Origin of the sequence: Paraflavitalea sp. CAU 1676 (assembly GCF_029223285.1) — a bacterium.
Lineage (GTDB): Bacteria > Bacteroidota > Bacteroidia > Chitinophagales > Chitinophagaceae > Paraflavitalea.
Window position 1 is genome coordinate 817,777 of record NZ_JARHUJ010000004.1, and the last position, 15,366, is coordinate 833,142.

Annotated in this window: 12 protein-coding genes and 1 riboswitch; of the genes, 6 read left to right on the forward strand and 6 right to left on the reverse strand. The window is 47.5% G+C overall.

What is annotated here, in order from left to right:
• Nucleotides 1-7: 7 nt before the first annotated feature.
• From P2H89_RS16280 to P2H89_RS16305, 6 genes are all read right to left on the reverse strand, one after another.
• Nucleotides 8-754 (reverse strand): SDR family oxidoreductase, encoded by a 747-nt coding sequence (locus P2H89_RS16280; RefSeq protein WP_275828663.1) that lies wholly within the window; start codon nt 752-754, stop codon nt 8-10.
• Between the two features lie 102 nt (nt 755-856).
• A complete protein-coding gene (locus P2H89_RS16285) occupies nt 857-2,041 on the reverse strand; it encodes a PepSY-associated TM helix domain-containing protein (protein ID WP_275828665.1) in 1,185 nt (394 codons plus the stop codon).
• Between the two features lie 342 nt (nt 2,042-2,383).
• Entirely contained in the window at nt 2,384-4,771 is a 2,388-nt protein-coding gene (locus tag P2H89_RS16290; protein WP_275828667.1) for a ribonucleoside-diphosphate reductase subunit alpha, read from the reverse strand.
• Nucleotides 4,772-4,815: 44 nt separating this feature from the next.
• Nucleotides 4,816-5,787 carry a ribonucleoside-diphosphate reductase small subunit gene (locus P2H89_RS16295; protein ID WP_275828669.1) on the reverse strand — a complete coding sequence of 324 codons (972 nt, stop codon included), beginning with the start codon at nt 5,785-5,787 and terminating at the stop codon, nt 4,816-4,818.
• Between the two features lie 192 nt (nt 5,788-5,979).
• Nucleotides 5,980-6,101: riboswitch (cobalamin riboswitch) on the reverse strand.
• 550 nt (nt 6,102-6,651) lie between these two features.
• The gene (locus P2H89_RS16300) at nt 6,652-7,896 is read right to left on the reverse strand and encodes a hypothetical protein (RefSeq protein WP_275828671.1); all 1,245 of its coding nucleotides are present in this window, start codon (nt 7,894-7,896) and stop codon (nt 6,652-6,654) included.
• 12 nt (nt 7,897-7,908) lie between these two features.
• On the reverse strand, nt 7,909-9,246 hold the full coding sequence (locus tag P2H89_RS16305) for a DUF4270 family protein (RefSeq protein WP_275828673.1): 1,338 nt from the start codon (nt 9,244-9,246) through the stop codon (nt 7,909-7,911).
• Between the two features lie 414 nt (nt 9,247-9,660).
• Here P2H89_RS16305 and P2H89_RS16310 point away from each other — a divergent pair, with 414 nt between their 5' ends.
• The 6 genes from P2H89_RS16310 to P2H89_RS16335 all read left to right on the forward strand — a co-directional run bounded on the left by P2H89_RS16310 (nt 9,661) and on the right by P2H89_RS16335 (nt 15,363).
• Nucleotides 9,661-10,686, forward strand: a complete 1,026-nt coding sequence (locus P2H89_RS16310; RefSeq protein WP_275828675.1) for a kelch repeat-containing protein — start codon at nt 9,661-9,663, stop codon at nt 10,684-10,686.
• Nucleotides 10,673-11,014, forward strand: coding sequence for a DUF4907 domain-containing protein (locus P2H89_RS16315; RefSeq protein WP_275828676.1), 342 nt, complete (start codon nt 10,673-10,675; stop codon nt 11,012-11,014). Before P2H89_RS16310 ends, P2H89_RS16315 begins: the two co-directional genes overlap by 14 nt.
• A 1-nt stretch (nt 11,015) precedes the next feature.
• The gene (locus P2H89_RS16320) at nt 11,016-12,449 is read left to right on the forward strand and encodes a sensor histidine kinase (protein WP_275828678.1); all 1,434 of its coding nucleotides are present in this window, start codon (nt 11,016-11,018) and stop codon (nt 12,447-12,449) included.
• 53 nt (nt 12,450-12,502) lie between these two features.
• A complete protein-coding gene (locus P2H89_RS16325; RefSeq protein WP_275828680.1) occupies nt 12,503-13,210 on the forward strand; it encodes a LytTR family DNA-binding domain-containing protein in 708 nt (235 codons plus the stop codon).
• A gap of 250 nt (nt 13,211-13,460) precedes the next feature.
• A complete protein-coding gene (locus P2H89_RS16330) occupies nt 13,461-14,234 on the forward strand; it encodes a murein L,D-transpeptidase catalytic domain family protein (RefSeq protein ID WP_275828682.1) in 774 nt (257 codons plus the stop codon).
• A gap of 154 nt (nt 14,235-14,388) precedes the next feature.
• Entirely contained in the window at nt 14,389-15,363 is a 975-nt protein-coding gene (locus tag P2H89_RS16335) for a Gfo/Idh/MocA family oxidoreductase (RefSeq protein ID WP_275828683.1), read from the forward strand.
• Nucleotides 15,364-15,366: the final 3 nt, after the last annotated feature.

Consider the following 15,366-nt stretch of genomic DNA (forward strand, 5'->3'; position numbering starts at 1 on the left):
AATCAAACTATTGCATACTTAAACCGCAATTGATATCTATGTTCTCTCCCGTCATGGATAGTTGTTTTAACAGGTAGGAAACGAGATCGGCAATTTCGCGGGGCTCACTCATCTTTCGCAAAGGAACGCCTTGCACCGCTACTTCATAGGCTTTTTCCCGGCTGGTCGACATATAGGCCGCGATCTCATCCAACGCCTGATCGGCCATCGCCGTTGCGACCCATCCCGGACTGATACCGTTTACCAGGATGCGGTGACTGGCCCATTCAACAGCCCAGGAACGGATAAGGCCATTGAGGCCTGCTTTGGAGGCACAAAGCGCCTGGTATCCGGGCATTCCCACCTTCGACATCGCAGAAGAGATAACAATAATGTGCTTGTAGTTCGCTTGCGAAGCCTGAATGGCTGGCAAAAAACTATGCACGAAATTATAGGTACCCGTCAGGTTGGTAGTAACCACATCATCCCAACGGTCCTGTTCACCCCATTGGTTGGAGCCTCCAACACCCGAACAGGCAATGAGGCCGTCGATGGCGGCACCGTTCAATTGCCCGGCGGCTGCCTGTAAGGAGCTCCTGTTTCGAATGTCAGCAATCAACACGCGGTGATTCTTACCTGGTAGGTCCTGTAGAGTGGCCTGTAAATTGGCAGCATTCCTGCCCAACAAAATAAGGGAATGTCCTTCTGAATCTATTTGATGTGCAACACATTTGCCGATGCCGCTGCCGGCACCACTGACGAGATAGGTATTCATAACAAGCTGGATTATACGTTGGTGTTACGTAAATATAACTTGCCGGGAATGGCTTGATGCCCCAACTTGTATGAATTGTGTAATTACAGCGGTGATAAAGCCTTAAATAGCTGCAGGTTGTTGTTGATTTACCCCCGTCGGCGAAACACCACTTGCTTTTTTGGATTTGGCCGCAGAACCGGATTGCTTCTTTTTGCGTCCCCACCAGATCATAAAACCTGTGATAGGTAACGAAGCGGCGATCAGGCTGGCGAAAAAGGCCAGGAATTTACCTGTCAATCCCAATACCGCGCCCGTATGGATATCGTAGTTCATACGATAGATCTTATCGGCCGTAGTGGCCTGGTTGATCCTGCCCCAGATATGATTGGCGGGCACCTCTTGCAGTGTATATTGATCGTAGAAGCGATAGTCTGTTTGCCAGTAGGTATTCTTGTCTGCGTTGAGAGCTGCCTCGATGGTGCTTGTATCACTGGCCGGAAAATGCATTTCCAGCGATCCTCCTGCTACTTGTTCCTGTTTCAATTGGTTCCATAGTGCATCTACAGGCTGCTGGTAAGCGCTGACCTTGGTGGTATCCGATAAAGGCTCTGTGTATACGATCGATTTCTCGCCGCCGATCGCCCAGTAGGCACCTTTCGCAAACCACTGGAAGCCCCACACCAGGCCGGTGAGGGCAATAAAGATCACTACCCAGGTCATATAAAAGCCGAATACATTATGCAGGTCGTAGTTAACCCTCCGCCAGCGTGCATTCCATTTTACTGAAAAGCGCTGCTTGCGGGCGGCCTTATTCCTGGGCCACCAAAGTACGATACCCGTAATCATCATCACCACAAAAACGAGCGTTGCAGTGGCCACAACTGGTTGACCTATAGTAGGAGGGAGCCACAGGTAGAAATGGCCATCCAGGATCCAGCGGAAGAAGTCGTCATTCATGTCCTTCGCCTTCAATACCTGCCCTGTGTAAGGGTTGATGTACACGATATAATAATACTCTACCGGTTCGAAAGCGTAAAAAGAGACCCTGGCTGCATCAGTGCGGTCTGCATAACCCACACTATGAATATGCTTACCGGGTAGTTCCTTTTCAGCAATGGCCCGTAGCGTGGATGGGGCCAGGTAAGGTTTGTCCGATGCTTCGACAAAACGGTAAGGTTGTGTCATATTCTGGATCTCCTCCTGGAACGCATAAATGCAACCTGTAAGGGAAATGATCACCACGAGCAGGCCACTCGTGAGTCCCAGCCAAAGATGAACCTTACCAATGATTTTCTTTATAGACATCGACGCAACTTATTGACCTTGAACAATACCCAAACCCGTAAAGCACCACAACCGGAAGTGCCTTACGGGCGGGGCCGTAAAAAAAGGACGGTTTAACAGTAACTAAAGTTTTTCGGTTTCAGGCTACAAAAATCCTATTCCTGCATCAAAATGGTTTATGTAATCGGGAAAAGATGGTTACGCAAGCGGGAAAGGCTGATTTTCAGGGCTAAGCGTACGCCCCATCCAGTTAATTCGCCGGGGCAATAGGGCAAAAGTCAAGGCAAGGGGCTTCCCCCTGAATCCAAAGAAAAAACGCTCCCCTTGCGGAGAGCGTTTGTATAGTTTTTGAGATAGATCTCATTAAGCGCTGCAGGTTACACAACCTTCCTGCATGGTGCAGGTGGCGCCTACCGGGATGACATCTTCGCTGCCCTCTACCACTTTCAGGGAGTGGTTGTCGGTGAGCGGCTCGGTCATTTTGCCACCTTGCTTTTCTACCGTGAACTGTACAGCCTGTGAAGCAGCCTTCGTACGCAGGTAGTACATGCCCGTTTTAAGGCCTTTCTTCCAGCCGTAGAAGTGCATAGAAGTCAGTTTGCCGGTAGTGGGGGTGTCTACAAACAGGTTCAGCGATTGAGACTGGCAGATATAAGCGCCGCGGTCAGCAGCCATATCGATCAGCGTACGCTGTTTGATCTCCCAAACAGTTTTGTAGATTTCCTTGATATAATCAGGAATACCCTCGATCTTTTGAACAGAACCATTGTGAGCGATGATCTTGTTCTTCATGTCATCGTTCCACAGGTTCAGGTCTACCAGATCTTTCAGCAGGTGCTTGTTGACAACCACAAATTCACCACTCAATACGCGACGTACATAAATGTTGGAAGTATATGGCTCGAAACACTCGTTGTTACCCAAAACCTGCGAGGTGGAAGCGGTAGGCATGGGGGCCACCAGCAGAGAGTTGCGCACACCATACTTCACTACTTCATCCTTCAGACGGTACCAATCCCAGCGAAGGGTTGGCTCAGCGCCCCAGAGGTCAAACTGGAACTGGCCTTTGGAGGTAGGTGAACCGGCAAATGTTTCATACGGGCCATCCACTTTTGCCAGGTCTTTACTGGCGGTCATGGCGGCAAAATAGATCGTTTCAAAGATCTCTTTATTCAGTTGCTTGGCTTCTTCGCTTTCGAACGGAAGACGCAACAGGATAAAGGTATCTGCCAAACCCTGTACACCCAGCCCGATAGGACGGTGGCGCATGTTGGAAGTCTTTGCTTCTTCCACAGGGTAGTAGTTATAATCGATGATCTTGTTCAGGTTCTTAGTAGCCTCGTAGGTTACTTCATACAGCTTCTGGTGGTCAAACTGGCCGTCGATCACAAAGCGGGGCAACGCCAGCGATGCGAGGTTACATACAGCCACTTCGTTCTCTGAAGTGTATTCGAGGATCTCAGTACACAGGTTGCTGCTCTTGATGGTACCCAGGTTCTGCTGGTTCGATTTGCGGTTAGCAGAATCTTTATACAACAGGTAAGGTGTACCGGTTTCGATCTGCGCATCCAGGATGGCGAACCAGAGATCCTGAGCCTTTACCGTTCTGCGGGCCCTTCCTTCTGTTTCATATTGCTCATACAGCTTTTCAAACTCTTCACCCCAGCACTCATGCAAACCGGGTGCTTCATGAGGGCAGAACAAACTCCACTGGCCATCGCTTTCAACCCTTTTCATGAACAGGTCGGGTATCCAGAGGGCATAGAACAAATCTCTTGCACGCATTTCTTCCTTACCATGGTTCTTGCGGAGATCGAGGAACTCGAAAACATCGGCATGCCAGGGCTCCAGGTAGATGGCAAAGGCGCCTTTGCGCTTACCACCACCCTGATCCACATAACGGGCCGTGTCATTGAATACGCGCAACATCGGGATGATACCATTGCTGGTGCCATTGGTGCCTCCGATATAGCTGCCGGTTGCACGGATGCCATGGATAGAAAGACCAATACCGCCGGCGCTTTGCGAGATCTTCGCAGTTTGCTTCAGGGTATCATAAATACCGTCGATGCTATCCTCCTTCATGGTCAACAGGAAGCAGCTGCTCATTTGAGGCTTGGGGGTTCCTGCATTGAAGAGGGTAGGCGTAGCATGCGTGAACCAACGTTCGGTCATCATGTGATAGGTCTTGATGGCGCTTTCGATATCTTCTTTATGGATACCGATGGCCACACGCATGTACATATGTTGTGGACGCTCTACGATCTTACCATCTACTTTCAGCAGGTAAGATTTTTCCAGCGTCTTGAAACCGAAATAGTCGAAGCTGTAATCGCGGTCGTAAATGATGGTAGAGTCGAGCAGTTCGTGGTGTTGCTGAATGATCTCCCATACATCATCGGCTACCAGTGGGGCAGCTTTACCAGCTTTGCTGTCTTTGCATTCGAACAACAGCTTCATGGTGGCGCTGAAGCTCTTGAGCGTGTTTTTATGTAAGTTACTCACCGCAATACGGCTGGCCAGCAGCGCATAGTCGGGGTGTTTCACCGTGAGCGAGGCTGCTGTTTCCGCAGCCAGGTTGTCCAGTTCGGTAGTAGTCACACCATCATACAATCCCTCAATAACTTTCTTCGCAACATCGATGGAATTCACGAAACGCCTGTCGAGCCCATAGCATAATTTCTCAATGCGGGCCGTGATCTTGTCAAACTTGACAGACTCCTTTTTGCCGTTTCTTTTTATTACAAACATGGGTTAGTAGTATTTATGATGAGTAATTGGTGTCTGTTATTCGACTAAAAATCTTCTTCGAGTGTGAAACTTTGGCTTTCCTTGCTGCCCATTACACCACTTTTCTGGTAATCGCCCACCCGCTTTTCGAAGAAGTTGGTTTTACCTTCCAGAGAGATCATTTCCATGAAATCAAAGGGATTGGTGCTGTTGAACATTTTGGGATAACCCAGTTCGCTCAGCCAACGGTCGGCCACAAACTCGATGTATTGCTGCATCAGCTTGGCATTCATCCCGATCAGGTCAACAGGCAAAGCCTCGGTAATGAACTCTTTTTCGATCTTCACAGCATCGCCAATGATGGCATACACTTCTTCCTGGGTCATCTTTTTGTTCAGCATGCTGTACAGCAAACAGGCAAATTCACAATGCAGACCCTCGTCACGGCTGATGAGCTCATTACTGAAGGTCAGGCCGGGCATCAAACCACGCTTTTTCAGCCAGAAGATGGAGCAGAAGCTACCACTGAAGAAGATACCTTCAACAGCTGCAAAAGCAACCAGCCTTTCGGCGAAAGAGCCGTTCTCGATCCAGCGCAAAGCCCATTCGGCTTTTTTCTTAACAGCCGGTACAGTATCGATAGCGTGGAAAAGACGGTGCTTTTCCTGGGGATCCTTAACATAGGAGTCGATCAGCAGCGCATAGGTTTCGGAATGGATATTTTCCATCATGATCTGGAAACCATAGAAACAACGTGCTTCGGGCAATTGCACTTCACTCATGAAGTTTACTGCCAGGTTCTCGTTCACTATACCATCACTCGCCGCAAAAAAAGCCAGTACGTGCGAAATAAAATGACGCTCTCCATCGTTTAAGCTTGCCCAGTCCTTCATGTCGCCGCTCAGGTCGATCTCTTCTGCGGTCCAGAAACTGGCTTCATGCTTCTTGTACATTTCCCAAACCCGGGGATAGTTGATCGGCAGGATCACAAAGCGGTCTTTGTTTTCCTGCAGTAATATTTCGTTTTCGTTACTCATGGTATATTTTTAGAACCGTTTGGTTAATATGGCGACGACAATGCCCCTCCAATAGAAATATCCTTCCATGGATGGAACCAGAAATCACCCGTTACAAAAGGGAACAACACATTACCAGGCCACCACACCAACCAAAGGGGTAGAGGTATAGTGAAGAGGCCATATTAGCCGTGCGATTACCTTTTATGCGAAGGTGTGCACGCATCGTCTGGCAGGTGTCTGACTTTTTGCCGGTTCCGGCAATCACAGTTGCGCAACAGTCCATGAATTTCACATGGTTCCCTATTAAGTCTACCTAAACTATTGATTATTAGCAGTGTAAGATAGACGCCGATACGATACTTTGTAAAAGAGCGAATACAAACTTAGGGACCTGAGGTGGGGGGGCCAAACTAACTTAGTAACAGGGGGTGGATAATTCAAAAGGACGTTTTCATGAACACTTTGAGGGCTCCAATTGTGCTGCATTTCGCCCTTTTTCGATGGCCTGCTATCAGGGAGTATCCCGTGTAGTTCGCTTCCCTGCTGCTTTCCGGCGCAGAAATGTACCGTTAACTATTAAATAATTGACACATTCACACAAACCGGGCGGGTATACCTTTCCAACCGGCAGCAAATAGCCTTATTGGTCATTTATAGAAATCTATCTCAAGGGAAATAAAACAAGGTGATAAATATTGAAGGAAATTTATAGAGCGGACCCTGGTATACCGAGGGACCCATGATCATGAGAAAAACTACGCAGTTTCAATAACCCGGGCCGCCACGTCAAAAACGGGAACGCTACGATAGCTTGAATATTCACCGGTCCGGGTTATTTGAAATTGTTACACGCTGCGGCATAGTGCCAGCCGGATCATTTGCCTAATCGTACTTATGTCCTTTGCTGAACAGGAATTCACGCAGCGAAAGGGTCAACGTGGCCTGTACATAGTTTTCTTTGATCAGGCCATTCGTGATCGTGCCGCGGCGTCCCGCCTCCAGCGAAAGTCCGTAAAACAGACTACCACTTAAATAACCGCCATAACCAATACTGCCTCCTATTTCATTGACGGGTGTGTTGCGGATGCGCAGGTAAGAGTTGTGGGTGAAAAAGCCGGCCTGAACATAATTCTTTTCATACCGCCGCCCCCAACGCTCCACCTGGTTCGAGAACTGAATACCTGCCGATAACCGACGGCTGTCAATAAGGGTATAGCCATATCCCCGTTGTTTCAGATCAGTCCAGCTTTGGTAGTTGTAATCTACGGCCATCGTTAGCCGGTTCTTGTGCGTAAAGGAGATACCAGCATCGTACGATACGGGCAACGAAAAAGGGGTACCAGTAATCGTTTCATCTTCTTTCACAGCCGTACCACCCTCCGTAATGGAAACGGTACGTTCTGAGTTAAGTGTTGTTTTGGTGGTGAACTTCCCGCCCAACGCAATCTTCCAATTCTTGCTGAGATTGGCAGCATAAATGGATCCAAACTCAAACCGGAAATTATTGTAGAACTCCCTTGTTTTGGTAACGATATCTGCAGCCAATACATCCCCGGTCAGGGTTTCGGTATGGTTTAGCGAGCCGAAAATAAAAGAAGAGCGAATGCCTACCGAAAAATGGCGCCCCAACGCGAATGCATTGTTCCAATACACATTGTACAGGCCACCGTCGCCTTCATAATCGCCCAGGTAGCTGTCATTCGATCCTTCAATACTTTTCGTCGCCGTATAGTGATACCCGGCATAGCTTACAGGCATAAAGCCCACACTGCTGGCCCAGAAGTTGTTAAGTTTGGTAGCCACTGAAAAGCTTTTTAAGGACAGGTCACGCGTCGAACGGTTGGCTTCGCCGATCGGTGTTCCCGCATAAGAAACGATCTTGCCGGTCAGCGCCATATTCACATAAACATTGCTTCGCTCAAGGCTGCTTAAAGAAGCAGGGTTCTTTACGAATTGATAATACGGACTACTCATCAACGAAATAGAACTGTTGGCCATGCCAATGCTCCGGTCATAGAACCGTTGTTCAAGGTCTCCCACACCATAAATGGAATAAGGGGCATTGTAATCCTGGGCTTTTAAGGAGAGGCCCGCGAGCAGAAGAGAAAACGTAAGAAGTTTTTGCATGAGTGTCCGGGTTTATTGAACCGTCATAACGGTCACTGATAATTGAGTCTTGTATTTGGCATGATCATGAGCACCCATCAATGCCCTGTTGAGCTTTTTGGCCGAACCGGGATATTCCTCCAGTACGAAAACGCCACCTTCCGAATTACCGGCACTATTTAATAAGTAACTGACGTACGACGAAACATCAAAGCTGTATTGTGTGTTCAGCCGGTAGATATAGTCGATGCTGGGCGCAGTATATTGAGCTGTTGTGCCGTCGGCCCCTGGCAAAGCATCACCGATACCATTCGTAGCGTCCGTTTGTGCCAGGAATAAAGTATCCGGTAGGCGGAAACCATAGTTGTCGAAGGATTGCTCGATGGGCTTGATGATCAGTTTAGCATTCAGCAATTTCACCACGCTTGATAATCCCAAAACATTCCGGAGCGACGGAAACTTGATCTTCATCATAACACCCGTACCGGCTTGCGTAAATGCATAAGGATACGCTTCGGAAGTAAAGAATTCTGTCTGCCCGGCAAAACCTGGTTGCAGGGGCGTATTGGTGCGGTTACTCGACACCTGGTTGTACTGGTAACCGGTTCTTGTTAAAGAAAAGGAGATGACATGTTCCTGGTATACAGGGATCGTCGTGTGGTAATAAAGTTTCATCATCACACTGCTGTCGGCAGTGAAGCTGAAGATGGCGCCTTTATCCTGGGCGTTGACCTGGATGCAAAAGCCGCGCAAATAATTCAGAAAGGCATCTTCGCTTTTCATTTCGGCTGCCTGCAGTTTGATCTTATTGAACAGTTCTGCCCCCCTGGTTTGTGGCAACCTGATTTGGAGCGAATCATTTCTGCTCGGACGAATCAATTGCGTAGTACTGCCAAGGGCAGCGGAAAGCTTAGCTGTTACAGAAGTGTTAAAGAGCTTGCTGGCATAACTATACTCAGGCTGATAAGCAAGCTCATAAACCGAAAAGGTTTGCGCCTTTGACGTGTCGCCATAATAATGTTTATCCGGTTTCAGGGTCATTGACAACGAATCATAGACAGCGTCATTGGGAAAGGTGATAGAAGATATATCGGCAGGCAAGCCCAATTGAAAATAGGTACTGGCCATCGTCGCCCCCAAATGCGGATCTTCCCACCGGCCGATCAATAGCTTGCCAGTGCCTGAGGTCGGGAACGAATCCAGCACTACCGTTGAGATCACTGGCGTAATGGTATCGATGGTGATGAGTCTGGTATAATTATCGTCGCCCAGGTTACCAAACTTGATCTCGTCTTTATAACAGGCACTGAGCAAAAAAGAGGAAAGACAGGTACTGAACAAAACAGCAACAACAGATTTCGGTAAAGTCATACACATAGCGGAATGATGATCGGCGCAATATATTGGGCTGTCATTGGGTGGCTTTGTTATAATATATGGTTATTCATGAATAATCGACGAAGGCACGCTTTCGATCTGTAAGACACTAAATGAATCAATGGTTGGTTAGGTGCTGTTCACACAAGCCGCGTCATTCTGTTAACAGGTAGCGGTAAACCTCATGCGGGGAGCGAATTATCTCTGCCGATTATAATAAGAATTTCGTCGATTCAACCTACCAGCCTATCTATTTTACCAAGACGTTTGGAGAGGGTCGGAATACTTTTATCGAAAATACTGTAACGCAAAGGGGCCATTGGCCGATTGCCCATTCCGGTACACATCTGCAATCATCCCGCTGCACCGGATCGCCGATGACCGGTCCCTCATACTAAAAACTTGAAAATGATGAAACAAATTGCTGTTTATGCTGCTTCCTTATTGATTGTATCGACACCGGTATTCCTCTTGCCGGGGTGCACCAAAAGCACCGATAGCGACGATGAACTGGTGGGCAACTGGTCGATCAGCAAAGACTTTGAGAATGATGCCCGTAGTGAGGCTGTTCTGTTTACCATCGGCGATAAAGCATACCTGGGAACAGGCGTATCGGCCACCAAGCGTTACAACGATCTGTGGGAATTCGACTTCGACAAAGGTTATTGGACAAGAATGAAAGAAATGCCGGGAGCAGCCCGTAATTCTGCCGTGGCCTTCTCGGTAGGCACCAAGGGATATGTAGGAACCGGTACCGATGGGTACGATGAATTCAATGATATGTATTCCTTCGACCCTGCCTCCAACACCTGGGATCCCTTAACAGCATTCCCCGGATCGGCCAGGTACAATGCAGTCGCATTTACTATCGGCGATAAAGGATACATCTGCTCCGGTTACGATGGCAGTGACCTGCAGGATCTTTGGTCTTTTACACCCGGAACAGGTCAGTGGGAACAATTAAAGAGTATGAACCGCAGAAGGTCGGCATCTACAGCTTTTGTGATCGATAACAAAGCTTACATCGTAAGCGGTAATAACAACGGAGCAGCATTGAACGACTTGCTGGTATACGATCCCGCAACAAAAGACTGGACCGAAAAGAGAAAGCTCACCGATGTTTCTGACGAAACGTACGACGATGATTATAGCTCCATTGTTCGGTACAATGCGGTAAGTTTTGTTATGAACAACAAAGCTTATCTCGCTACAGGACAAAGCGGATCCTTTAATTCCACAGTTTGGGAATACGACCCCGCATCGGATGTTTGGGCACAGAAAACCGCTTTTGAAGGTAAGTCAAGAGAAGGAGCAGTGGCCATGACATTGAAGAACAAAGGGTTTGTGTTAACAGGACGTAACGGGTCGGAATATTATTATAACATGTTTGAATTTCATCCCAACGATGAACAGAACGACGATGACAATCAATAAGATTCCACGTATCCTGGTGGCTGCCGTCGTTGTGGCGGCAGCTATTACCGTAGTCAAGCTCTATTCATCCGCCGCGCCGGTCAATGGCGAAACGCTTACCTATAAGTGCTTTGAACAGGAGGCAGGCTGGGGATACGATATAGTGACGGGTGGCAGGATCATCATCCATCAATCGATCGATCCTGCATTGCCCGGCAGGAGAGGGTTTGCCACGAAAGCCCAGGCAGCCGCCGATGCAGCAATTGTTATAGGAAAGATAAAATTGGGTGAAACCCCGGCATTTAATGTACCTGTAAAGCAGCAGACCGGTACCTTCCCGGCTCAATAGTATGATGACAAAAGAGAAAGCCCGTGATAGCATAGCTTATATATTGGGGTTTAAACCCGTTAAAACAAAACGTCATCGGGTACTGGTCATAGTGTCACATCTCTTTTTGTGGGGATTGTTCCTGGCACTGCCCTTGCTGATCTACAGGATCAGGATATTGGATATCACATTTTTTTACCGTGAGCTCATTTCCAAATCCTTTTTAGTCATCCTGTTCTATGTAAACTATTATTACCTGATACCCAGGTTTTTTCAGCGCAGAAAGATTGCCAACTACTTTCTGTCTATCACTGCTGCGCTGGTGTTGCTCTGTGCATTGAACATAGCTACAGAGTATTTCTTTCGGGAGCACCTGCGTACACATGCCCGACGATACTTTTTAACCAGCAGGGTGGGCAATGGAATGGTGGCCATGAAGGATACCCTGATAGGACCTCACCCGCTAAACCTGCCCACATTGTCTCCTGCACCGGCCATGGGCACCATACAGGTAATGGGCAACGCCGTTGCAGGCGAAACCTTTGTGGTGGAAACCAACCATACGCCAGACGATTCGGCACGCAGGCCCATGAGACATTGGCGCCGGTTCTTCAAAGGCTCGCCACCAGGCGATTCGATGGCCGTAACGGCAGCAGTACCCGCCATGCCTTTTTTTAGAGAAGGACCGTTTGGCGAAAGAAGTATATTCTGGATGGGGTTCTCCATGGTATTGATGAATACACTTTCATCGGGCGTGATCATATTGCTCATCAGTGGGTTCATCAAACTCGCCAATTCACTCATCATAAGTGAGAAACAAAAAAAGGCATTGGAAAATGAGCGGCTGAATGCAGAATTGAATTTTCTGAAGCTGCAGATCAATCCTCATTTTCTGTTCAATACGCTGAACAGCATTTATTCCCAGGCACACCTGAAATCGGAACAAACGGAATATTCCATCCTGAAGTTCTCGCAGATCATGCGGTATGTGCTGTACGATAGTACCACCGAAAAGATACCGCTTACCCGTGACCTGGAATATATACGTAACTACATCGACTTGCAAAAGTTGCGTATCTCGAAAAACATAACCATTCAGTATGAAGTAAAGGGCGTCACCAACGATTTGCTGATAGCCCCCCTCTTGCTGATCACGTTTATAGAAAACGCCTTTAAGCATGGGATCAGTTACTCAAGCCCATCAGCTATCGACATTAAGATTAGCATGGTGGGAAATGATCTTACGCTGACCGTTGGCAATACCATTATCCGGAAAGCGGGAGCTGTTCCTGAAACGGCGGGTGGGGTGGGCCTGGTCAATGCGCGACGCAGGCTGGATGTCTTATATCCCGGTCGTTACTGGCTCGATATAAGCGACAACAGCAGTATCTATGTGGTAAACCTCAAAATCACCCTGGATCATGAGTCGGGCCGCGATCAGATTGCCCACCGGTAATCACCTGATCAATGGTCTCTCAAAGATCCGGCATAAACAGAAAACTCTAATCGATGCAACTAAACTGCCTCATTGTCGACGACGAACCATGGGCACTTGACCTCATGGAAGATTTCATTCGCAAAATACCATACCTCCGCCTGGTAGGGCGCTGCGAAGGTCCCATGGCGGCCATACCCTATTTTGAAAAAGAGGAGATCGACCTGGTATTACTCGATATCAAAATGCCCGACCTCTCTGGTATCCAGTTTCTGAAGATCTTACCCAAAAAGCCAGCGGTGATCTTTGTGACGGCCTACCATGAATTCGCGGTAGAAGGGTATGAGCTCGATGCCATCGATTACCTGTTGAAACCGGTTCCCTTCGACCGCTTTGTGTCGGCCGTAAACAAGGCTTATGAATATGTCGGTTACAGAAAGAACAAGTCTCCACAACGGAAAGATGATTTCCTGTTTATCAAAACAGCCCATAAGATCCAGAAATTATTCTACCATGATATTGTGTACCTCGAAGGGCTGAAGGACTATACCCGCATCCACCTGGCAGATAGCAAGAAACCCGTCGTTACACTCCAAAGCCTCAAATACTTCGAAACCCGGCTGCCCAACGAAGATTTCATCCGGATCCACCGCTCGTATATCGTCTCTTTGCGGAAAGTCGATACCGTATCCAGAAAAACGGTCTTCCTCGGCGAAACCGAACTTCCCTGCAGTGAGCATTACAAAGACCTGTTGTATAATATCATAGGTGAAAAACTCTAGCACTATTTTTCCCGCTGTAAATCAAGCAACTACAGCCTCCTTATCCTTTCCTTTTTTCTTTTATATATGGAAATCGATTAAATGTGTTCTCCCGGCGTAAAAGGTACCCGGCGAACCGTAAAAACCGCTATTTTCGTCACCGTCCAAAAAATATCCTGATTATCTGGAATCTGGGCAATATCCAGTCCATCATTCCGTTGATACTGAAAACGTTGATCAATTAATTCATCCCCTTAAAAAGGCTGAATCTATGAAAAAACCGAACAAGGCAAGATTCTGTACGCTGGTAAGTGCCCCCTTATTAGGTTTAGCAATGCTGTTGCTATGCTCTTTTGTACCCGTATCTTCTACGGTAACCACCAGTAATTTTAAGTTTCGAAATACTACTCCCCACAAACTGGAGAACCCCTCAAAAGTTGCAGCATTTTCATTTCGGAATAGCATGGAGATATACGATAGCCTGCACCTGGAAGAACTGGGGCTGTCTAAAATGGTGTATCGCCTCGCTGTAAAAGGAATGGAAAAACTCTCGCACGCAGGAAAACTCAAAGGAAACGTCATATCCATCGTCGATTTCAGTCAGCCCAGTACGAACAAGCGCCTGTATGTGATCGACCTCGATAATTACGAACTACTCTATAACACCTGGGTTGCCCATGGCATGAGGTCCGGCAAGACCATGGCCAATGTATTTTCCAATAAGCCATCCTCCAATAAAAGCAGCCTTGGTTTCTACATTACCGGCGAAGCGTATCAAGGTACCAATGGGTATTCCCTGAAATTGCAGGGGGTAGAAAAAGGCATCAATGACTTTGCCTACCGCCGGGCTATCGTTATTCATGGAGCCGATTATGTAAGCGAGCAATTTATTTCCAACCAGGGGTATATTGGTCGTAGCAAAGGTTGTCCGGCAGTCCCGATAGAGATCTGCCAGCCCATGATCGATCAGATCAAGGATGGAACCTGCCTGTTTATTTATCATCCTACATCGACCTACCGCAGCAGATCTCCGCTTTTACGCTAATAGCAGATCATCACAAGTATACCGGAGGAGTGTTAGAGACTAATGCGGAGCGTTCGTTTCCCTGGCTTGTTTATAACTCGTGTAATTCCTTTTTCCAATTCGAATATCCAATTATTTATCTTTGATTTTTAATTCATTATAACTCACAATACCTATGCTAAAGGTTGGCGTATTCGGCGTTGGTCATCTCGGAAAATTTCACCTCAACAACTGGAAAGATATAAAAGACGTGGAGCTGGTGGGTTTCTACGATCCGCACGACGTATCTGCTCAGGAAGTCACGGAAAAATATCAGTTGCCGCGGTTCCTTGACCCCGAGCGCCTCCTGGAAGCTGTTGATATCGTCGATATTGTGGCGCCTACTACCTACCATTTCGAGCTTTGCAAATTGGCGATCCGCAAGGGAAAACATGTTTTTGTGGAAAAGCCATTGGCGAATACGATGGAAGAAGCCCGCGAGCTCGTGAAACTGGTTCGCGAATCCAACATAAAGCTGCAGGTAGGTCATGTAGAACGGTTCAACCCCGCCTACCTGGGCATTCAGCACCTTCAGTTGAATCCCATGTTCATAGAGGTACACCGCCTCGCGCAATTCAACCCGAGGGGTACAGAGGTAAGCGTGATCCTCGACCTGATGATCCATGATATTGATATCATACTCAGTATCGTACGGAGTGAGGTGAAACTGATCTCCGCCAGCGGGGTCGCTGTAATGACAGATACGCCCGACATTGCCAACGTACGCATTGAATTTAACAATGGCTGTGTAGCCAATCTCACCTCCAGCCGCATTTCGATGAAGAAAATGCGAAAAATGCGGTTATTCCAGAAAGATGCTTATATTGGAGTAGACTTTCTCAACAAAAAGTCCGAAGTTATTAAGCTGAAGACTCCCCAGGATGTAGATGCCTTTTCCTTTGACCTGGATACACCGCATGGAAAAAAGACAATTGCGGTCATAAACCCCCAGGTTCCTGATGTTAACGCGATCAAAAAAGAATTGGAATCCTTCCGGGATTCAATCCTGAACAATACACCCACCAGGGTTTCAGAAGTAGATGGTTACAGGGCAATGGATGTAGCACACCAGATTTTACAGAAAATAAAAAACAACAGCATTACCTCGTAGCTT